This is a genomic window from Acetobacter tropicalis (assembly GCF_030644465.1).
Classification (GTDB): domain Bacteria; phylum Pseudomonadota; class Alphaproteobacteria; order Acetobacterales; family Acetobacteraceae; genus Acetobacter; species Acetobacter tropicalis.
The window spans coordinates 964,097-983,139 of sequence record NZ_JAUYUW010000001.1 but is presented as its reverse complement, the minus strand read 5'-3'; the positions used below and the strand labels follow the sequence as shown (position 1 = coordinate 983,139).

Annotated in this window: 18 protein-coding genes and 1 CRISPR repeat array; of the genes, 9 read left to right on the top strand and 9 right to left on the bottom strand. The window is 57.3% G+C overall.

Features of this window, described 5'->3' with window-relative positions; translation table 11 throughout:
- Positions 1 to 169: 169 nt before the first annotated feature.
- The 5 genes from QWU00_RS04430 to QWU00_RS04410 all read right to left on the bottom strand — a co-directional run bounded on the left by QWU00_RS04430 (position 170) and on the right by QWU00_RS04410 (position 3,563).
- Complete coding sequence (locus QWU00_RS04430) at positions 170 to 724, bottom strand: Dps family protein (RefSeq protein ID WP_035379885.1); 555 nt, start codon at positions 722 to 724, stop codon at positions 170 to 172.
- Between the two features lie 148 nt (positions 725 to 872).
- Positions 873 to 1,832, bottom strand: coding sequence for an NAD(P)H-dependent glycerol-3-phosphate dehydrogenase (locus QWU00_RS04425; protein WP_035379951.1), 960 nt, complete (start codon positions 1,830 to 1,832; stop codon positions 873 to 875).
- A gap of 72 nt (positions 1,833 to 1,904) precedes the next feature.
- Complete coding sequence (locus tag QWU00_RS04420) at positions 1,905 to 2,126, bottom strand: (2Fe-2S)-binding protein (RefSeq protein WP_035379887.1); 222 nt, start codon at positions 2,124 to 2,126, stop codon at positions 1,905 to 1,907.
- Between the two features lie 264 nt (positions 2,127 to 2,390).
- The gene (locus QWU00_RS04415; protein ID WP_035379889.1) at positions 2,391 to 2,969 is read right to left on the bottom strand and encodes a hypothetical protein; all 579 of its coding nucleotides are present in this window, start codon (positions 2,967 to 2,969) and stop codon (positions 2,391 to 2,393) included.
- Between the two features lie 111 nt (positions 2,970 to 3,080).
- Positions 3,081 to 3,563, bottom strand: coding sequence for a PACE efflux transporter (locus QWU00_RS04410; RefSeq protein ID WP_035379891.1), 483 nt, complete (start codon positions 3,561 to 3,563; stop codon positions 3,081 to 3,083).
- A gap of 61 nt (positions 3,564 to 3,624) precedes the next feature.
- Between QWU00_RS04410 and QWU00_RS04405 the strand changes: the two genes are divergently transcribed.
- From QWU00_RS04405 to QWU00_RS04365, 9 genes are all read left to right on the top strand, one after another.
- On the top strand, positions 3,625 to 4,533 hold the full coding sequence (locus QWU00_RS04405) for a LysR family transcriptional regulator (protein ID WP_035379893.1): 909 nt from the start codon (positions 3,625 to 3,627) through the stop codon (positions 4,531 to 4,533).
- Positions 4,534 to 4,698: 165 nt separating this feature from the next.
- Positions 4,699 to 5,392: a CRISPR direct-repeat array (repeat unit 32 nt; unit sequence GTCGCTCCCCGTGCGGGAGCGTGGATAGAAAC).
- Positions 5,393 to 5,669: 277 nt separating this feature from the next.
- Positions 5,670 to 8,069, top strand: a complete 2,400-nt coding sequence (locus tag QWU00_RS04400) for a CRISPR-associated helicase/endonuclease Cas3 (RefSeq protein ID WP_035379895.1) — start codon at positions 5,670 to 5,672, stop codon at positions 8,067 to 8,069.
- Between the two features lie 587 nt (positions 8,070 to 8,656).
- Positions 8,657 to 9,337: a type I-C CRISPR-associated protein Cas5c gene (gene cas5c / locus QWU00_RS04395; protein ID WP_035379897.1), complete on the top strand. Its 681-nt coding sequence runs from the start codon at positions 8,657 to 8,659 to the stop codon at positions 9,335 to 9,337.
- Positions 9,334 to 11,157 carry a type I-C CRISPR-associated protein Cas8c/Csd1 gene (cas8c, locus tag QWU00_RS04390; RefSeq protein ID WP_035379899.1) on the top strand — a complete coding sequence of 608 codons (1,824 nt, stop codon included), beginning with the start codon at positions 9,334 to 9,336 and terminating at the stop codon, positions 11,155 to 11,157. Before cas5c ends, cas8c begins: the two co-directional genes overlap by 4 nt.
- Positions 11,154 to 12,107: a type I-C CRISPR-associated protein Cas7/Csd2 gene (gene cas7c / locus QWU00_RS04385; protein WP_035379902.1), complete on the top strand. Its 954-nt coding sequence runs from the start codon at positions 11,154 to 11,156 to the stop codon at positions 12,105 to 12,107. The genes cas8c and cas7c overlap by 4 nt, the downstream gene beginning before the upstream one ends.
- A gap of 6 nt (positions 12,108 to 12,113) precedes the next feature.
- Complete coding sequence (gene cas4, locus QWU00_RS04380) at positions 12,114 to 12,761, top strand: CRISPR-associated protein Cas4 (protein ID WP_150395673.1); 648 nt, start codon at positions 12,114 to 12,116, stop codon at positions 12,759 to 12,761.
- A 6-nt stretch (positions 12,762 to 12,767) separates the two neighbouring features.
- Positions 12,768 to 13,808: a type I-C CRISPR-associated endonuclease Cas1c gene (gene cas1c / locus QWU00_RS04375; protein ID WP_035379906.1), complete on the top strand. Its 1,041-nt coding sequence runs from the start codon at positions 12,768 to 12,770 to the stop codon at positions 13,806 to 13,808.
- 3 nt (positions 13,809 to 13,811) lie between these two features.
- Complete coding sequence (cas2, locus tag QWU00_RS04370) at positions 13,812 to 14,102, top strand: CRISPR-associated endonuclease Cas2 (RefSeq protein WP_035379909.1); 291 nt, start codon at positions 13,812 to 13,814, stop codon at positions 14,100 to 14,102.
- 74 nt (positions 14,103 to 14,176) lie between these two features.
- Positions 14,177 to 14,752: a hypothetical protein gene (locus QWU00_RS04365; RefSeq protein ID WP_035379911.1), complete on the top strand. Its 576-nt coding sequence runs from the start codon at positions 14,177 to 14,179 to the stop codon at positions 14,750 to 14,752.
- 315 nt (positions 14,753 to 15,067) lie between these two features.
- Here the strand turns inward: QWU00_RS04365 and QWU00_RS04360 are convergent, their stop codons facing one another.
- The 4 genes from QWU00_RS04360 to QWU00_RS04345 are packed head-to-tail and all read right to left on the bottom strand — an operon-like array spanning position 15,068 to position 19,032.
- On the bottom strand, positions 15,068 to 15,832 hold the full coding sequence (locus QWU00_RS04360) for a lysophospholipid acyltransferase family protein (RefSeq protein ID WP_035379914.1): 765 nt from the start codon (positions 15,830 to 15,832) through the stop codon (positions 15,068 to 15,070).
- A 54-nt stretch (positions 15,833 to 15,886) separates the two neighbouring features.
- Positions 15,887 to 16,891, bottom strand: coding sequence for an ABC transporter ATP-binding protein (locus QWU00_RS04355; RefSeq protein ID WP_052051322.1), 1,005 nt, complete (start codon positions 16,889 to 16,891; stop codon positions 15,887 to 15,889).
- A 43-nt stretch (positions 16,892 to 16,934) separates the two neighbouring features.
- Positions 16,935 to 18,068 carry an ABC transporter ATP-binding protein gene (locus QWU00_RS04350; RefSeq protein ID WP_081939038.1) on the bottom strand — a complete coding sequence of 378 codons (1,134 nt, stop codon included), beginning with the start codon at positions 18,066 to 18,068 and terminating at the stop codon, positions 16,935 to 16,937.
- Positions 18,058 to 19,032, bottom strand: a complete 975-nt coding sequence (locus QWU00_RS04345; RefSeq protein WP_035379956.1) for an ABC transporter permease — start codon at positions 19,030 to 19,032, stop codon at positions 18,058 to 18,060. The genes QWU00_RS04350 and QWU00_RS04345 overlap by 11 nt, the downstream gene beginning before the upstream one ends.
- Positions 19,033 to 19,043: the final 11 nt, after the last annotated feature.

Genomic DNA, 19,043 nt, shown 5'->3' with positions numbered 1-19,043 from the left:
GCTGTGCATTCTTCCAGCGCGTGTAAGCACAACCGGCGTGAACCGTGCTGGCAGGACTGTTTCCGGTTTCCTGTCCGTAATGGCAGAACCATTGCACAGAATGTAAAAAAGGCGGGAGCCCGAAAGCTCCCGCTTTTTTGATGTCAGATTGTAAAGAAACGTTTCTTGATCAGTCGTTTTTTCCAAAGGCTGGACGGGTGGCTTCAAACAGGAACCATGTGCGGCGCTCTGTTTCATCAATCCAGTTTTCAATCAGGCTGGCGGTTGCCACATCATTGGCATCATCACACAGCGCATGCACTTTGCGGAGCTGCTTGGTGAGGGTGAGGTTATCATCCCGCAGCTCGGCCAGCATGTCTTCCGGGGTGACGTACAGGGCGTCATTATCCAGAATCTGTGTGCGACGGCCAATTTCCCCAACGGAGTGCAGGGTGGTGCCACCAATCTTGCGGGCGCGTTCGGCCAGCGGATCGGTCATGGCAAAAATCTGATTGCTCTGTTCGTCCAGTAGCACGTGGTAATCGCGGAAATGGCGACCGCTCATATGCCAATGGAAATTCTTGGTTTTTACATAAAGGGCGAACACATCCGCCAGTGTATCAGCCAGACCAATCGATACTTCTTTTACAGCATCGGCTTTCAGGTCTGTTGGCGTGCCCAGATATTCTTTGACATGAGCGGCCTTGGCATCAATTGCTTTGGTAGCGGGAGCTGATTTACTCATAAAACCCGTCCTTTTTTCACCATTAAAATACCGTGTCATCACGGTCAGGCGTGACGTATAAGGATGTAGGTGGCCTTAAGTTGCATGCAAGGGGCCATGTATCAGCCATGAATATGGCGCAGGGATAGGGCGCTGCGCCTCGGCTCCGTCATTCAGCCTTAAGAGGGCGGTCCAGCAGGCGGCTGCGGGCTTCTTCAAGGGTTAGGGTTTTTGCCAGAAAATCCGACACGGTTTCAATAATGGGCACTGCCACGCCATGGGCGCGGGCCAGCCCCAGCAGGGCGCTGGCGGTTGTTACACCCTCAGCCACGCCGGGCAGGGCGGCGGCTGCATCCTCCGCACCAGCGCCACGGCCCAGAGCCAGCCCCATCTGATAATTGCGGGAGGCCACCCCCGTGCAGGTGAGCACCAGATCTCCCATACCAGCCAGACCGGCGAGGGTTGCGGGCTGGCCGCCCAATGCCGCCGCCAGCCGTCCGGTTTCTGCCAGTCCTCGTGTGATAAGGGCGGCGCGGGCGTTTTCTCCAAGGCCAGCGCCCATGGCGGTTCCTGCAGCAATGGCAATAACGTTTTTGGCGGCGCCGCCTAACTGTACGCCGGTACAGTCGTCACTCGCATACAGCCGGAATGTGGGGGAGGAAACGGCAGCAGCCCATGTCAGGGCCTGCTCCATGCGGGGAGCGGCCACCACGGCGGCGGCGGGTAGGCCTGCCGCAATTTCGTGCGCAAAGTTAGGCCCGGAGAGGACTGCGCCGGGACATTCAGGCCGCACCCGTGCCATAACATCCAACGGGAAGGTTTGGGAGGCACGCTCCACCCCCTTGCAGCACAGAATGGCGGGCACGCCTTGCGGTAGCAGCGGCAGAACAGACGCCAGATGCTGTACCGGCACAACAACCAGAATAAGGTCCGGTTTGGCGGGAATGGTGTCAGACACAGTTACGTCAGCAGGGAGAGGCCAGTCTGGCAGGCGGGGCATGGCCCCTGAAGGCAGGCGGGATGCCGGATTGCGCGCCCATACCTGCACACGCGCCCCTGTGCGGTGCATGTGTAGCGCCAGTGCGGAGCCCCACGCGCCTGCGCCCATAACCAGAATATGCCTGTTCATGGCATCAGCCGTGCCAGATGTGGCCCCAACAGGCAAGCAATAGAGCTGTGAAGAAAGCGGGAGGACGGTGTTTCAGGCGGAAAGGGCGGCGACAGAGGCTGTCTGCTGAATCAGGCCGGCCTGCACCTGTTTCATACGGGCTTCACGCAGAAGGCAGACCACACCGGGCACGCAGTTGCCGCACTGGGCTTTGCAGCCTTTGGAGGCATAAATTTCACGCGGGCGGGTAGCCCCACTAGCAACGGCGGATTCCACATCTTTGTCCGTCAAGCGATTACAAGAGCAGATGACCATCAAGATCGTCCCGTTCTGAGTCTGACATCGTGACCATACACGAATGAGAACTATTCGCAATGTACTTTCTGCAAGTTCTTCACACGGGGCAAAGAGGCTCCGATGGGCTGAGCATTTCCGGTAGGGAAAGGATGGCTGCGTGCGGCTGTGGAACAGGCAGAAAAAGCAGGCTGGCAACCGCTATGTGGGGGCGGGTGGCAGAAAACCAAGGTGGTTACTGCAAAAAAGCGAGTCTTTCCTGTAGCGGGCAGGTTTTCTACAGGTTCACGCCTTGGAGGTCACAACGCGCTGGGAGGAGCCTGCCGCATGATCATGGCGTGAGAGCACAATAACGAGCGAAAGAAAGGCCATGCATTCCGTGTAAAGCAGTGTCATGACAAGTGGGGGCATAAGAGCCATGCCATCCACCGGGCCGGGAGAGCGCGCGAGAATGATGGTTACCGCAATTAGCGCGGACGTGGAAAGAATCGCGGTGGTTGCCAGCATCGCCATTCGTCCCTGCCACACGACCTGTTGTTCCGCCGGAGTGCGGTCTGCTCCACCCTTGGCGTAGAAAGCATGATGGTTTTTGACATGCGCTACAAAAACACAGGACAGCACCAGCAGCGCACTGGCTACGGAGTGCACGGCTTTGAATGGGCCGAGAAGTGCTACGGCGTAGAGAAGCGTTTCTGCTCCGGCCACACAGAGCACCACCCAGAGGGGTGGCGCTTTTTTCAACTGCGGTGTGGCGGAAAAGTCCATCAGGCCCAGCCGCCTGAATGGCGCCGTAACGCCCAGCGCGGCTTTATCCAGCACAGCAACAACGCGGTCTGCAAAGGACGCGTGGGGTGGATACGGCATGTGGCTGTCCCGTGTGGCTGGTGTCTTGTAAAAACAGAAACACTGTAAAAGCGTATCCTGCCCGTGTTCAACGTAAAACCGTTACGGGAGGGTCACATCCACTCGGGCGCTTTACTCGCTGGCAATGGGCAGAGCAGAAGGGGGCACGCGGGTGACGGCAACAGGAAAAACCCAGTCATACGCAATATTGAAGAAAAACGCATAAACCAGATAAAACAGCGCGAGCGAAAAGCTCATGGAAAATGCCTGCGGAATACTGATACGCAGATACCACGCAATGGCGGGTAGCAGCACAACCTGCAACCCGGCCTCAAACAGCAGCGTGTGCAGCACGCGCACGCCAACACTTTTGCGGGCCGAGCCTGTCAGACGGCGCAGGGCGTGATCAAACCCCAGATTATATATGTAGTTCCACGCGGTGGCCGTTATGGCGCTGCCGACACCAATAAAGTCCATATCTTCCGTGTGCAGGCCAAACAGATACGCCCCCACGGGAATAACCAGCGCCAGTGCCACACATTCAAACAGCAGGGCGTGGCGCACACGGTCTGACGGGGAGCGCAGAGGAGCGGGAGCAGAATCGAGCGTTGACATGCGCGCAACCTATCTCCTACCCAGAGAAAAGAAAGATAGAACCTATCTGGAAAAATGATAGATGAGCGTTTCTCTGGATCAATTGCAGGCATTTGTTACGGCAGCGGAAAAGGGATCTTTTTCTGCGGCAGCCCGCCTGTTGGGTAAGGCGCAGTCTGCCATCAGCACCCAGATCAGTAATCTGGAGGTGGATCTGGGGCTGATGCTGTTTGATCGCTCTGGCCGTCAACCTGTGCTTACGCAGGCGGGTCTGCGCCTGCTGCCAGAAGCCCGCGTGGTGCTGGAACGGCGCGAGCACCTGATAGGGGTTGCGCATTCTTTGGAAGAGCAGGTGGAAAACAAGCTGGTGGTGGCCATAGATCAGCTTTACCCCGAACATGCACTGGGCACGATTTTTTCTGAATTTGCAAAGAATTTTCCCTATGTGCAGGTGGAAATCCTGTTTCCGCTTATGGAAGATGTCGGCCAGCTTGTGCTGGAGGGCGTGGCGGACCTGGGCGTGATGTGGCAGCAGGACCACCCGCAGCCGGAGCTTGCCTTTCAGGCCATTGGGTATGTGCCGCTTAAGCTGGTGTGCGGGCGTACTCATCCGTTGGCCCACAGGCAGGTAACGTGGGAAGACCTGAAACGCTACCGCCAGATTCTGGTGGCCACCCGTGGGCGCGAACAGACACGCCAAAGCCTGCGCGTGGCGGCGGATGTCTGGTGGGTGGAAAGCCACTGGGTTATTCTGGAAATGGTAAAACACAATATAGGCTGGGCATTTGTCTCAGACCATGTGCTGGCGGCCTCTCCCACAGCGCCGGATATTGTGGCCCCCAACCTCCAGTTCGATGCCGGAGAACGCCTGACCCCTCTTGTCACCGTGTGGCACAAGAAGCATCCTCATGGTCCTGCCGCCCAATGGCTCCGCAACCGCCTGCGCCAAGGCGGTATTCCCGGTGTTACGCATCCGTCGCGCGAACCCTGATCACCCATCAAAATCCCGGCAGGGTCGCGCACGCGTCAACTCATTATAAAATAAGAATTTTTTCAAACACGCTGATCCCAAAGCGTTCAGCAGCAGCACTCGTAACCGCCAGTTCGCGCAAAAAGCGCATTCCGCCCAGCCCCAGACAGGTGCTAAACTTACAGCGTCGCTCCCCGTGCGGGAGCGTGGATAGAAACTTATGAAGGAACAGCAGACAGCGGAAGGCATAATGGTCGCTCCCCGTGCGGGAGCGTGGATAGAAACGTGCTATCAATAACGATACTGGCGAAACAACATAGTCGCTCCCCGTGCGGGAGCGTGGATAGAAACTTTAGTTTTTGGGTTTATAATTTCGCTTTCTTTAGTCGCTCCCCGTGCGGGAGCGTGGATAGAAACTCTAGCCTCTGATGGTAAAGCCATTATTGAAAGGTCGCTCCCCGTGCGGGAGCGTGGATAGAAACGGGCATTTCTTTGGTTGCCGGAACAAAAAATGCCGTCGCTCCCCGTGCGGGAGCGTGGATAGAAACAGCATTGCGTCAGTAGAAGGGAGATTCCCAGTGAGTCGCTCCCCGTGCGGGAGCGTGGATAGAAACGCTTTCTACGGCCCACAAAATCGGCAGGATTTGGTCGCTCCCCGTGCGGGAGCGTGGATAGAAACCCCAGAAAAAGGTCTATGCTGGCTATGGAAGGGTGTCGCTCCCCGTGCGGGAGCGTGGATAGAAACTCCGCGTGCCTTGGTGAGTACTGCGCGAGCTTCTGGTCGCTCCCCGTGCGGGAGCGTGGATAGAAACTGGAGTTGCAATGGGACCAGGTTGATTTTGAACGTAGTCGCTCCCCGTGCGGGAGCGTGGATAGAAACGTTGTCGATGCATCCGAGTGCGATATTAACTGCGTCGCTTCCCATGCGGGCCGTGGGTAGAAATATGGGGGGAGAGCACGAATTGGTCATGTTCTCTGGCGGGCCACATGCAGGCGCGTTGGCGTAAGCCGGGAGGAGAGAACTAAAGCTCTTACGGGCTTCAGGGCATCTATGCGCAAATTGGAGGTAAGGATTGCTTAATAAGCAATGGTGACAGGTCATTCTGAATGATTACATTTTATTAAGAATAAGTGATACCTGAGGGGAAGGGAGGTCAGTGGTTCTTTACGCGCACTCTCTCCCTGCCCCTGCAGACAAGGCGCGATGGGAACCTTTGCGAGAGCATCTTGAGTGTGTCGCGCAAAGAGGGGCGCTTTTTGCACAGCCATTCGGACTGGCCATGCTCGCGCGGGCTGCGGGGCTTTTGCATGATATTGGTAAAGCATCTGCGGCGTATCAGGCTTATATCAGTTCAGAAGTCAGCCAGAAGGGACCAGATCACAGCACGGCGGGGGCACGTGAGGCTGTAACGTTATATGGCCAGCAACTGGGGCGTTTACTCGCGTTTGTTATCGCGGGGCACCATGCAGGGTTGGCCAATGCTGTGAAAGGCCGGTATGAGGACGGCCCTTCAGCCCTGTTGGCGCGGTTGGATAAAGAACATTATCCTCTTGAATGCTATGAGCAATGGAAAACGCTGGCGCTTTCCTTGCCGGAACGCAAACAGCTTTTGCCAGGAAACAGCCTGAAAGAGAAATCGGATTATCCGGGGTTCTATCAGTATTTTTTAACGCGCATGCTGTTTTCCTGTCTGGTAGATGCTGATTTTCTGGAAACAGAACGGTTTTATGCTCAGGCAGAAGGCTTGCCGCCGCCAGCCCGAGGCGGAGAACTTTCCGCGCGCCATGTGGAGGCCATACGTGCCTATATGGCCAGCCGTCGGAAAACCGATACGCCGCTCAATATTATGCGGGCAGAAATATTGGACCATGCAATCAAAAAAGCAGAGGAAAAGCCCGGCCTTTTTACCCTGACAGTGCCAACAGGCGGCGGCAAGACACTGACCTCGCTCAGTTTTGCGCTGGAACATGCCTTGCGGCACGGCTTGCGGCGCGTGATCTATGTTATTCCCTATACGTCTATTATCGAGCAGACTGCACAGGTTTTTCGGGAGGCGTTGAGCCTGCCCGATGATATTCTGGAGCACCATTCCAATTTTGATTGGGATGGCCCCGGCCCGAATAGTGAGAATGATAGCGAGCATGAGGGGCGAGACGGGCTGGACAAACTGCGGCGTGATGCAGAAAATTGGGATGCGCCAATTATTGTCACCACGACAGTGCAGTTTTTTGAAAGCCTCTTTTCCGCCCGGACCAGCCGATCTCGTAAAGTGCACAATATAGCAAACAGCGTGATTGTGCTTGATGAGGTGCAAACTCTGCCTTTGCCGCTTCTGCGCCCGTGTATGGCGGTTCTGGAGGAACTGGCAAACCAGTATAAAACCAGCGTTGTGCTGTGCACCGCCACACAATCCGCCTTGCGTAAATGTGACGACGCTCTGCCGCCCCAGCGGGAAGGCGCTCCCCGGCAAGGGTTCGCCATAGACGGGCAGCGTGAACTGGCTCCGCATCCAGAACATTTATATACCCAACTCAAGCGGGTGCAGGTTGAATGGAACCAGACACCCGTAACGGATGAGGAAATAGCCAGGCAGTTTGAGCAGTGCGAGCAGATGCTGTGCATTGTCAATACTCGCGCCCATGCGCAGGAACTTTATGCCCACATTGGCCAGATGCCGGGCGCACGACATCTAACAACGCTAATGTGCCCCATGCATCGCCGTAAAATTCTGGCGGAAGTGAGAGAGGATCTCAAAGCGGGCAGGCCGGTCAGGCTGGTGAGCACAAGCTTGATAGAAGCCGGTGTAGACGTGGATTTCCCAGAAGTATGGCGTGCGGCGGCGGGACTTTCCTCCATTGCTCAGGCCGCAGGGCGATGCAACCGGGAAGGGCGTATGAAAGGGCTTGGGCGGACTGTTGTGTTTGAAGCCCTTGATCCTGCCTTCCAGACTCTGTCTGAGCCTACAGAGCCTCCTGCCTTGCCAAAATTACGTATGCTGCGGTCCATGATACCGTTTTGGGAGGCTACGCGGGCCGTGCTACGGAGAGGGTTGGACCCGCTCAGTTTAGAAGCCGTACACGCCTATTTTCAGGAACTTTACTACAACAAGGGGTATCAGGCTCTGGATGCCGCTACCCTGCCGAACGGGAGAGGCCGCAGCACATCTTTTTCCATTCTGCCCGATATTGCTGAAACCGTTGGCAGCTTCACGTTTTCCTTTGCTACCATTTCAGCCGCGTTTCGTATGATTGATACAGCCTTGGAGCCTATTATTATCCAGTGGGATGAAACGGCACGCACTCTGATCTCAGAGCTGGAGTATGCGGACTATCCGCCTGCTGGTGCTCTACGTAAACTTCAACATTATACGGTTCCTGTTCCCCAAAAAGTGCGTATGCAGTTTGTGGCGGATGGTCTGTGCCGTGTCTTGCGGCAGGAGCAGTATGGAGATCGTTTTGTGGTGTTGGAGGCGGACAATAACAGCCTGTATAGCATGGAAACCGGCCTTGAACTGAAAGACCCGTCCTACAGAACGGAAGAAAGCAATATCTGGTGATCCCGAAAAGTATAAACCCTTCAGGGTAACTCAGGATCTCATACCATGATGCGCAAATTATGTTTCAATCCACGTTCAAGCGACTAGATAACTTGAACGACAAAGCTTTGGGGGTATTGATAGCTAGGTGGAGCATTTGCTGTCCAAGGGGCGTTATGTCCCGAAGTAAATGTTTGTGGCGCCACATCAACCAAAGCGGAAGGGATAGGAAGCACAAGTGAGATTTTGATGGTAAGAGCGAAGGTGCGAACATATGCACGGGGAGGAGTTTTTTTAACCCACCATGATGGTTTGTTATTCATAATATGTGCTTTATATTATGATGTGTTTTTCTGTGTGACTCCCTTACCAAGGTACTGGGGAGTAAAGCAAGTGTGTTTGTTTTGGCAGATGAGGTGAGGTTGTTTGCCAGTGTGGGTGTGAAGTGATTTTACAAATTCGATATTTGTTTTCCTGGTTGGGGTATAAATCAGCGGAATAAATTAAAAATTTCTATTATTATTAAAGGGATGTAAAAATATTTGTTTTACAATTTTTCTAAAATCGGTCATTTAATCTTAATGTAATGGTGATGGTATGAGGGTTCTATGGGGGTAAGACTACATATCTGGGGCGAACGCGCCTGTTTTACCCGTCCTGAGTTCAAGTCTGAACGTGTCAGCTATGATGTGATCACACCATCGGCAGCACGTGGAATACTTGAAGCTATTCACTGGAAGCCTGCCATCCGGTGGCATATTGACCGTGTTCATGTATTGAAGCCTATTCAGTTTGGCACCATCCGGCGCAATGAGGTTGGGGCCAAAGCCAACGCCCGCAATGCCGCCACGGCCATGAAGGCAGGACGTACGGATGGGCTGGGGCTTTCTGTTGAAGAAAACCGGCAGCAACGGGCAGCAACTATCCTGCTGGATGTGGCTTATGTGATTGAAGCCCATTTTACCATGACAGAAAAAGCTGGTCCGGGTGAAACAGCGGCAAAACATATCAGTATATTCAATCGGCGCGCAGAAGCCGGACAGTGCTTTCATCGGCCGTGTCTGGGTACGCGGGAATTTGCAGCGGACTTCGCTCTGTTGCCGGATGGCGCGCCACTGCCAACATCCACTTTTTTGGCGCAGGAGGATGCGGCGGAGAATATAGATCTTGGGTGGATGCTGCATGATATTGATTTTGCGCATGGCAATGTATCACGGTTTTTCCGTGCCCATATCCGCAATGGCGTGATTGAGGTGCCCTCAGCAGACAGCCCGGAACTGGCAGCATGAAAACGGAAATCCGTCAGGGGCCATTGCAGGCGCTGGTCCGGTTTTATGAACGCATGCCAGATGCGGAAGAGCTAGGCTGGAGCCAGGAAAAATTCGGCTGGTCCATTGTATTGAATAAAGCTGGAAACGTGGTGGATGTGAAGGATCTTCGCAACCATGATGGTAAAAAGCCTTTTGATACCCTTATGAAAGTACCTGCCGCAGTCAAACGCACTGCTGGAATATCTCCCAATTTTCTATGGGATAAATCAGCCTATGTGCTGGGGCGAACAGCAGGCGAGGGCAAACGCACGGCGCAGGAACATGCGGCTTTTGTGCAGGATAACTTGGAAAAGATAGGGGAAACGCAGGACCAAGGTTTACTGGCGTTTAAGGCGTTTTTGCAAAGCTGGTCTCCTGCTCGGTTTGATGCTGCGCCGTTCACACCGGACATGCTGGACGCGAACATCATGTTCGAACTGGATGGAGACAGAAAACGTCTGCATGAACGTCCGGCAGCCAAGAAACTAGTGGCTGAGTTGGCGCAGACAGGAGGAAGCGAACCTGAAGAGAGTTTCTGTCTGGTAACAGGTCAGCATTGCGCGCCTGCGCGTTTGCATCCGGTCGTCAAAGGGGTGCAGGGAGCACAAACTGCTGGTGCAGCGCTGGTCTCTTTCAATAATGATGCTTTTACATCCTATGGTAAGGCGCAGGGGGAGAATGCCCCTACATCGGAACTAGCGGCGTTTCAGTATGGCACCGCGCTGAACCGCATGTTGCAGAAAGGGAGCCGTAACCGCCTTTCTCGCCCCATAGGCGATGCCACTCTTGTGTTCTGGGCAGATGCCGCAGATGCAAAGGTGGCGGAAGAGGCTGATGAACTTGGCTGTCATCTGCTGGCCGTTGAAAATCTGGATGAAACCGAAAGCCGCAAAATTGGTGATGCACTCGAAAGTATTGCCAGAGGCCGTAGGCCAGATGAGGTTTGGCCATTTTTGACCGAAGGAGTGCGCTTTCATGTGCTCGGTCTGGCTCCTAATGCCGCGCGTGTTTCGGTGCGTTTCTGGTTGTCTGATTCCTTCGGGGCTTTTGTGCGCAATATTGCCCTGCATTATCAGGATATGGCGTTGGAGCCAGCGCCATGGCGCAAATTGCCGTCTCCTGCACTTCTACTCGCCAAAACAACTGCCATGCAGGAAAAATTTGAGAACATTCCAGCGCATCTGGCAGGAGATCTGATGCAGGCCATTCTTTCGGGTGGCTTTTATCCGCGCACATGGCTTTCCGCCACCATCATGCGGTTGCGGGCAGGCGATAACCCCGAAAACGGCTGGCACGCCGCTGCTATCCGCGCTGTATTGCAACGGAAAAAGCGTAAAACCAACCCAAGCCTTTCAGAAAAGGAGAGCATACCCGTGAGCCTGAATCGGGATTATCCGAATGTAGGATACCAGCTTGGCCGCCTGTTCGCGGTGTATGAACTGGCGCAGAAGGGCGCATTGGGTGGGCTGAACACCACCATGCGCGATAAATATTTCGGGGCAGCATCCGCAACGCCTGCCAGTATTTTCCCTGTTATTATTCGCAACGGGCAGAACCATCTGGCAGCGTTGCGGAAAAAACTGCCGGGGTGGGCAATCCTGATTGAAAAAGAGTTGGAAGAAATATTCGACCGTATTCAACCGGCGGAGCCTCTTTCCTTTCCGCGCTCTCTGCCGCTGGAACAACAGGGGGAATTTGCTCTGGGGTATTACCAGCAGCGTAAGGCCAAACTGGCCGGACAGAAAGACGGGCAAGCCCTTCCCGAACAGGGTGTTGAAGAAGAAGAAGACAACGCATGAGCACCGCAGCACCCGTTACAAACCGCTATGAGTTTGTCCTGTATTTTGATGTCACCAATGGCAACCCGAACGGAGACCCGGACGCAGGCAACCTGCCGCGGCTGGACCCGGAAACCAACAAGGGGCTGGTGTCAGATGTGGCGCTCAAGCGCAAGGTGCGGAATTACATTGCCGATGTTCAGGGTGATAAAGCCGGCTTTGAAATTTACGTCAGTGAAGGGGCCACGCTGAACGTTCAGAACAAGCGCGCGTGGGCGGCCATTGTTCCGGAAGCCAAGAAGGATGAAGAGCTGAAAAAGCTGCCCAAAGATGTGGAAAAAGCACGCGCGCTGACCCAGTGGATGTGCGCCAACTTCTGGGATATCCGCACTTTTGGCGCAGTCATGACCACGGGGGTTAATGCAGGACAGGTGCGTGGGCCAGTGCAATTCACGTTTGCTCATTCTGTAGAACCTGTTGTGCCGCTTGAAATTTCCATCACCCGTATGGCTGCCACAACCGAGGCCGATGCCGAGAAAAAAGGTGGTCGCACCATGGGCCGCAAGCATATTGTGCCTTATGGGCTGTATCGGGTGCATGGGTTTGTGTCCGCACCGCTGGCGTCTCATCCTGTAAAGGGCACCGGGTTTTCCGAGGATGATCTGGAACTGCTGTGGTCTGCTCTGAGCAACATGTTTGAAACGGATCGGTCCGCCGCGCGGGGTGAAATGGCCACCCGCAAGCTGGTTGTTTTCAAACATGCAAGCGCTCTGGGCAACGCCCGTGCGCAGGATCTGTTTGATCGGGTCAAGACCTATCGCACCTATCAGGGCTCCAGCTATCAGGTGGACCATGCGTCCAGCCACAACCCGGCCATGGATAACTGGCCACCCGCCCGCTACTGGAATGATTACCGCATTGAAATAGACAGCACGAACCTGCCTGATGGTGTTGAAATCATCGAGCGGTAACGCAGCATGATGCCAGAGCCGAAAGCGCGGGAGGAGGAAGACCGCCTTGTTCCCATTTCGGCTTTGCAGCACTACCTGTTCTGCCCGCGCCAGTGCGCATTGATTCACGTGGAACAACAATGGGCGGAAAATGGTGCCACGGCGGAAGGCCGCATCCTGCATGAAACGGTGGATGCCGGACTACCTGAACGCAGGCGGGGTGTGAAAATCCTGCGGGCCGTGCCTTTGCGCTCTTTCCTGCTGGGGGTGTTTGGCAAGGCGGATGTTGTGGAACTGCACGGCAAGGGAGAGATGGCCCGACCTTACCCGGTAGAATACAAACGGGGCAGCCCCAAACCGCATCGGGCGGATGAGGTGCAGCTTTGCGCGCAGGCCCTGTGCCTGGAAGAAATGTTCGGCTGTCCGGTGCCGGAAGGGGCGCTGTTTTATGGCAGGCCGCACAGGCGCACCATTGTTGTGTTTGATGAGAACTTGCGCGCTTTGACGCGGGATATCGCGCAGACCGTACAGGCTTTGTTTGCATCCGGGCAAACACCGCCGCCCGTGTGGCGCAAGGCGTGTGGGCAGTGCTCTCTGGAGGAAATGTGTCAGCCGCGCCGGTTGGAGAAAAAGGCATCTGCTCATGCCTGGTTTCTGAAAACTCTGGAAAGCTGAAGGCTGATGCGTAAGCACCTGAACACCATTTATGTTACCACTGAAAATGCCTGGCTGAAAAAAGATGGGGCAAATGTTGTGGTGGAGGTGGAGGGCAAGGAGCGTGGCCGCGCACCATTGCATCTGTTGGAAGGCATCATGTGTTTTGGCCACATAGGGGCTTCGCCCGCATTGCTGGCTGCCTGTGCGGAAGCAGGTATCGCGTTTTCCTACCTCTCGCCATATGGGCGGTTTCTGGCGCGGGTTGAAGGGCCACGTTCTGGCAATGTGCTGTTGCGGCGCACGCAGTATCGTGTTGCAGATGATCCTGCACGGAGTATCGCCATTGCCCGTCATGTGGTGGCGGCAAAGGTAGCCAACCAGCGTACGGTGGTCAGGCGAACCTTGCGTGATTACGGGGCCTCTCTTCCGGCGGAGGCGACGCAAGCTCTTCAGGCAGCGGAAGCATGGTTGACAGATACTACACGGCGCATTGTGCGCGTGACGGATATGGAAACTTTGCGTGGTGTGGAAGGTGAGGCTGCGCGAGTATATTTTGGCGTTTTTCCGCGGTTTGTGCGTTCAGATAATCCGGCGTTCCATTTTGGCGGGCGGTCGCGCAGACCACCGCTGGATCGGGTGAATGCCCTGTTGTCTTTTTTATACGCCTTGCTGGGGCATGATTGCCGTTCCGCACTGGAGAGCGTGGGGCTGGACCCGCAGGTGGGGTTTCTGCACGCTGATCGACCAGGCAGAGCCAGTCTGGCGCTGGATATTATGGAAGAACTGCGTCCTGTTCTGGCTGATCGGGTTGCGCTGAGCCTTATCAACCGGGGGCAGATCAGGGCGGAAGATTTTGTGTGCCATGAAGGCGGAGGCGTGACCTTGCAGGATGACGCGCGTAAAACGGTGCTGACAGCCTGGCAGGAACGAAAAAAGAAGGAAGTGCGTCACCCTTTCCTGAACGAGAGCATGACGTTCGGCCTGGTGGCCCATGTGCAGGCACTGCTTCTGGCCCGTCATCTGAGGGGAGATCTGGATGCCTACCCGGCGTTTATCTGGAAATAAGTCATGCTGGTTTTAATAACCTATGATGTGAACACTCAGGACGCAGCAGGCAGAAGGCGGTTACGGCGTGTAGCCCGTGCGTGTCTGGATTACGGGCAGCGTGTGCAGCATTCCGTGTTTGAGTGCGAGGTTGACCCGGCCCAATGGGCGGAGTTGCGGCACCGTCTGCTGGCGGAGGCAGATGAGAGCAAGGACAGCCTGCGGTTTTATCAACTGGGTGCAAAGGGCAAGCAGCGGGTGGAACATGTGGGCGCCAAGCCGGTGCTGGATCTGGAAGGTCCATTGGTCTTTTGATCTGTCCATCATTCCCTGATTGTCAAACAGCAGGTGCGGCCTCTACCATAGCGGCATGACGGGAGCGTAAGAGCATGACCAGACTGAGCGTTTTAGGGGGGTGTCTTTTTCTGCTGGTCTCCAGCGGCGGGGCTGCGTGGGCGCAGAAGCCGCCACCGGCCTCCAGCGCGCAGCAGGCGGAGCCTTCTCCCAAAGTGGTGGTGCCGGATGCCGGGACGTGGGACGTCAAACAGTCTGACAGCAAGGATGGCGGCGCGTTCTGTCAGCTTGAAGGTACATTCAGCGATGGGCGTAAACTGGCGTTGCTGACAGGCCAGCGCACCTACCCGCACCATACGCTCATGGTGGAGGAAACCAGTTGGCCAGACATGACGGGCGAGAACATCAAGCTGATCTTCCAGAGCGCAAAAGCCGAAAAATGGCAGCAGAGCTATACCATGTTCGGCGCGAATGACACGCTTTCCACCACGCTGGATATGGATGATCTGCGTATCCTGTTTACAGGTCTCTCACATAGCGGCTGGCTGGTGATTGGCTTCCCCACAGGAGATGAGGACACATGGGTCATCAGCATGGTGGGCTTTATGGAAAAAGCGAAGGATTTCCGCGAGTGCGTCTCTCGCGTGACCGAGATTGAGGGCGCGATCTAGGCATTAGCTGGGGCTGAGGGAATGGGGGGCGCTACTTTTGTGGTCATACCCCATAAGGTTCTTTCAAGATCTCTTTTGGCCTGACAAGAATAGAACGGTGTTTAAGAATATGGAGATAAGGGCGACTAAGGCGTTTCATATGTGAAAAGCCAGCGTTTGCCCGGCACAACGAGCGTTTAAGCCTGAAATGCCGGTTCTATCGGCTTCCAATGGGACTATCTGAGCGAAACCGACCCTGTTTCGCTGTTGAAAGACAACCGGACTGATATCCTCAACTTTTCAAAAAGTCTTTTAAACGGCCTCTTCTGGCAGATCTTAGAAGTCTGCTTTGGGTGTGCTCAGTTCCTGCTTCAGCAGGGTTTCAACGGCGTCCACCAAGGCGCGGCCGCTGGCTTCATCTCGTGCCGGGGCGGGAAAGCGGGGGCCGAGGCGCACGCGGTAGCGCATGGGCAGGGGCGGGCGACGCAGAAAGGGCCAGCCCTGTGACAGATATGGGGAATTGGTTTCAATCAGCAATGGCTGCACGTCTGCCCGTGTGCGCTGGGCAATGGCAGCAAAGCCGGGTTGAAACGCACCAGGTTCCGCACCGGGGCGGGAGCGTGTGCCTTCCGGAAACAGCAGCAGTTGCCCCGCTTCTTTCAGGCTCTGGCTGGCGGGGCCAATCAGGCGCAAAAGGCTGTCATGCCGGGGGTAGCCCGCCGTGCGCAGCGTGCTGCCCAAGGTGGGGCGCTCCCAGATGGAGGCTTTGGTGACGCAGGTCATGTTGGGCAGGGCGGCAGCCAGAATCAGGCTATCCAACCGAGAGGGATGATTGGCCACCAGCACAAGGTTGTGCTCCGTGCGCAGCGGGGCCAATGCATCCATATCACACGCCACAATGCCCGCTGCCTGAAGATAGCGGATAGCCAGCCGCGCGACGCCATGCAGCCACGCCCGCCCCAGCCTGCGGAGGCGGGGGCCGTCAGGCAGAAGATGGCGCAGCACGAAAGACCCAGCATCCAGCGCCAGAAAAATGACGGCAATCACCATCAGAGAACTGTAAAAGCGCAGGCAGGCACTTAAAGCAGAAAAGCGGAACATGCGGGCTCAGGGTTTCTCCGGCAGGCGCAGGGAAGCCCCTGCATACTGGCCCTTTCAGTCCGCCGCCAGTGGAAAGTGACACGCGACCTGATGGCCGGGGCGCACCGTATGCAGCGCAGGGTCTTCAACGCGGCAGCGGTCCTGCACCATGGGGCAGCGTGTATGAAAACGGCAGCCGGAGGGCCGGGCCACCGGGCTTGGAATATCGCCGCGCAGGGGCGGGTGCCGGGGCGCGCCCACCACCGGGCGGGGCACCGCCTGCGTCAGGGCTGCGGTGTAGGGGTGGGCCGGGTGATGCAGCACGTCATCCGTTTCACCCAGTTCCACCACAGCGCCCAGGTACATGACCGCCACGCGGGTGGAAATCTGCCGCACCACCGCCAGATCATGCGCCACAAACACGTAGGTCAGCCCCAGTTGGGCTTGCAGATCAGCAAACAGGTTCACAATCTGAGCCTGCACGGACACATCCAGCGCGGAAACGGGTTCGTCCGCCACCACCAGCCGGGGAGAGAGCGCCAGCGCACGGGCAATGTTGATGCGTTGCCGCTGGCCGCCTGAAAACTCATGCGGGTAGCGGTCCAGCGCGGCAACCGGCAGACTGACAAGGTCCATCAACTCATGCAGGCGGGCGGTGATGGCAGCGGCAGGCCGTTTGCGCCCGTCCGGGCCGGGATGCACGCGCAGGGGCTCGGCCAGCAGATCACCAATGCGGCGGCGCGGGTTGAGCGAGGCGTAGGAATCCTGAAACACCATCTGCATCCGCTGGCGCAGGGGCCGCAACGCGCGCTCGCCCAGATGGGTGATGTTCTGCCCCTCAAACGTGATCTGGCCGGAGGAGACATCCGTCAGCCGCAGCAGGCATCGCCCCAGCGTGGATTTGCCACAACCGGACTCACCCACCAGCCCCAGAACCTCACCGGGCAGAACATCAAGCGAAACGCCATCCACTGCCTTGAGCGTCTGCCCCCGTGGGAGGGAATAGGTCTTGCGCAACGCCCGCACACTCAGCAGCGGCGCGCCACCCTGTTCAGGAGAGGACACGGGAAAAGCACTCATGCCGTGTGCTCCCGCATGGAGGAGAGAGTGCAGGATAGCACACTCATGGGGAGACCTCCCCATGAGACGGCGGGGGCGTGGGAGCTGCCTGATGGCGTATGGACGCAGCGGCTGAAGCACATGCCGATATCAGCCGTGGGGGCAACGGCGTGCCCTCCGTGGATAGCACGCAGGCAGCGCTCTGATGTGGGCCGACGGGTACCAGCGGCGGTGGAGGGGCGGGCAGGCAGGCTTCATGCACGTAGTGGCAGCGGGGGCTGAAGGCGCAACCCGCGGGGCGTTCCGGCGGAACGGGCGGGGCACCGGCAATGGCTGGCAGGCGCTCTGGGCGTGGGCCATCCAGCGGCGGAATGGAGGCCAGCAATGCGGCGGTGTAAGGGTGCCCCGGCTGAGCAAACAGCGCCTGTGTCGGCCCGGTTTCCGCCACCCGGCCGGAATACAGTACCAATGTCGTGTCACACGTTTCCGCCACCACGCCCATGTCATGCGTGATCAGCAGGACGGAAGACCCATAGGCGGTGCGCAGACCACGGATGAGGTCCAGAATCTGGGCCTGCACGGTCACGTCCAGCGCGGTTGTGGGTTCATCAGCAATCAGCAGTGCCGGGTTGCAGGAGAGCGCCATGGCAATCATGGCGCGCTGGCGCAGGCCGCCCGAAAGCTGGTGCGGGTAGCGGTCTGCCGTGCGGGCAGGGTCCGGCACGCCCATTTCTGCCAGCAGGTCCACCGTGCGGGCGCGGGCCTGCTTGCGGGAGAGGCGTTCATGCGCGCGGATCTGCTCATCAATCTGCCAGCCTATGGTGTAGACTGGCGTAAAGGCTGTCATGGGGTCCTGAAAGATCATGGCAATCTGCCGCCCGCGCAGGCGGCGCAACTGCTTTTGCGGCAGGCCCACCAGTTCCTGCCCCCGGAACAGGGCAGAGCCGGTGATCTGCACGCCGGGGCTGTCTATCAGCCCCATCAGCGCCATGGCGGTTACGGATTTGCCGGAGCCGGATTCCCCCACCAGCCCCAAGATGTCCCGCTCCGCCAGTGTGAAGGAAACATTCTCCACAATGGGGATCATCCTGCCGCCGGAGGGAAAGCTGACGCACAGGTTACGCACCGCCAGCAGCGGCGCGGCGGTGTGCTGCGTGGGGGAGGGCTGACGGGGTGCGGAAGGAAAGTTATCTGGCATCACGTACCCTTGGGTCCAATAGCAGGTAAACGCTGTCCACCACTGCATTGGCAAGCACAACAAACACGGCGGAATACATGACCGTGGCCATGATCAGCGGCAGGTCCAGATTGGTGAGCGCCTGATAGGTCAGCCGACCCACGCCCGGCAGCCCGAACACCACTTCCGTCAGCAGGGCGCCGCCGCCCACAAGCTGCGCGAAATCCAGCCCGAAGAGGGAGACAAATGTGACCATGGAGGTGCGCAACCCATGGCGCAGCAGCACACGGGTGGGGGAAAGCCCCTTGGCCCGTGCCGTGCGCATGAAGTCTTCACCCGCCAGCGCCACCAGATCAGCCCGCAGCACGCGGCTGTAGATACCAATGAACATCACGGCCAGCACCACCCACGGAATGACCAGCGCCTTGAACCAGCCGAGCGGGCTTTCCGTAAACGGCACGTAGCCCAGCCCCGGCACCCAGGAGAACAGCCACGTATCATGGTAGCGGCTCTGGGTAATAAGGTTGGCCACCTGGCCCAGCCAGAACACCGGCATGGAAATGCCAATCAGCCCCAGCATCATCAGCCCACGGTCCACCCATGTGCCCTTCATGGCGGCGGCCAGCGTGCCCATGGCAATGGAGGCCACCACCCAGATCAGCGCCGCCCCGCATACCAGAGACAGAGTAACCGGAGCCGCACGGGCAATTTCCGGCACAACCAGTTCGCCACGGTCCACGTAGGAGGCCAGATCGCGCGTGATGAAGAGTTTCTTCATCATGGTGGCGTACTGCACGGGCAAGGGGCGGTCGAACCCGTATTCCTTGCGCACTTTCTCCATGGTCTGGGGGGAGGCGTTGCGCCCGGCAATGCGGGCGGTGGGGTCTGCCCCGGGTGTTGCGAAGAACACGCAGAACACCAACGCGGAAATACCGAACAGCACAAAGACTGTCTGCCCAAGGCGGCGCAGCAGGGCAGTGATCATGGCGTGCGCTC

Excerpts from the sequence above, each read along its gene's own strand:
- cas2 (WP_035379909.1), top strand. The coding sequence starts at position 13,812 with ATGCTGGTTTTAATAACCTATGATGTGAACACTCAGGACGCAGCAGGC.
- cas4 (WP_150395673.1), top strand. The coding sequence starts at position 12,114 with ATGATGCCAGAGCCGAAAGCGCGGGAGGAGGAAGACCGCCTTGTTCCC.
- QWU00_RS04420 (WP_035379887.1), bottom strand. The coding sequence starts at position 2,126 with ATGGTCATCTGCTCTTGTAATCGCTTGACGGACAAAGATGTGGAATCC.
- QWU00_RS04355 (WP_052051322.1), bottom strand. The coding sequence starts at position 16,891 with ATGAGTGCTTTTCCCGTGTCCTCTCCTGAACAGGGTGGCGCGCCGCTG.
- QWU00_RS04345 (WP_035379956.1), bottom strand. The coding sequence starts at position 19,032 with ATGATCACTGCCCTGCTGCGCCGCCTTGGGCAGACAGTCTTTGTGCTG.
- cas1c (WP_035379906.1), top strand. The coding sequence starts at position 12,768 with ATGCGTAAGCACCTGAACACCATTTATGTTACCACTGAAAATGCCTGG.
- QWU00_RS04360 (WP_035379914.1), bottom strand. The coding sequence starts at position 15,832 with ATGTTCCGCTTTTCTGCTTTAAGTGCCTGCCTGCGCTTTTACAGTTCT.
- QWU00_RS04430 (WP_035379885.1), bottom strand. The coding sequence starts at position 724 with ATGAGTAAATCAGCTCCCGCTACCAAAGCAATTGATGCCAAGGCCGCT.
- QWU00_RS04410 (WP_035379891.1), bottom strand. The coding sequence starts at position 3,563 with ATGTCAACGCTCGATTCTGCTCCCGCTCCTCTGCGCTCCCCGTCAGAC.
- QWU00_RS04405 (WP_035379893.1), top strand. The coding sequence starts at position 3,625 with ATGAGCGTTTCTCTGGATCAATTGCAGGCATTTGTTACGGCAGCGGAA.
- cas5c (WP_035379897.1), top strand. The coding sequence starts at position 8,657 with ATGGGGGTAAGACTACATATCTGGGGCGAACGCGCCTGTTTTACCCGT.
- QWU00_RS04415 (WP_035379889.1), bottom strand. The coding sequence starts at position 2,969 with ATGCCGTATCCACCCCACGCGTCCTTTGCAGACCGCGTTGTTGCTGTG.
- cas7c (WP_035379902.1), top strand. The coding sequence starts at position 11,154 with ATGAGCACCGCAGCACCCGTTACAAACCGCTATGAGTTTGTCCTGTAT.
- QWU00_RS04365 (WP_035379911.1), top strand. The coding sequence starts at position 14,177 with ATGACCAGACTGAGCGTTTTAGGGGGGTGTCTTTTTCTGCTGGTCTCC.
- QWU00_RS04425 (WP_035379951.1), bottom strand. The coding sequence starts at position 1,832 with ATGAACAGGCATATTCTGGTTATGGGCGCAGGCGCGTGGGGCTCCGCA.
- QWU00_RS04350 (WP_081939038.1), bottom strand. The coding sequence starts at position 18,068 with ATGCCAGATAACTTTCCTTCCGCACCCCGTCAGCCCTCCCCCACGCAG.
- cas8c (WP_035379899.1), top strand. The coding sequence starts at position 9,334 with ATGAAAACGGAAATCCGTCAGGGGCCATTGCAGGCGCTGGTCCGGTTT.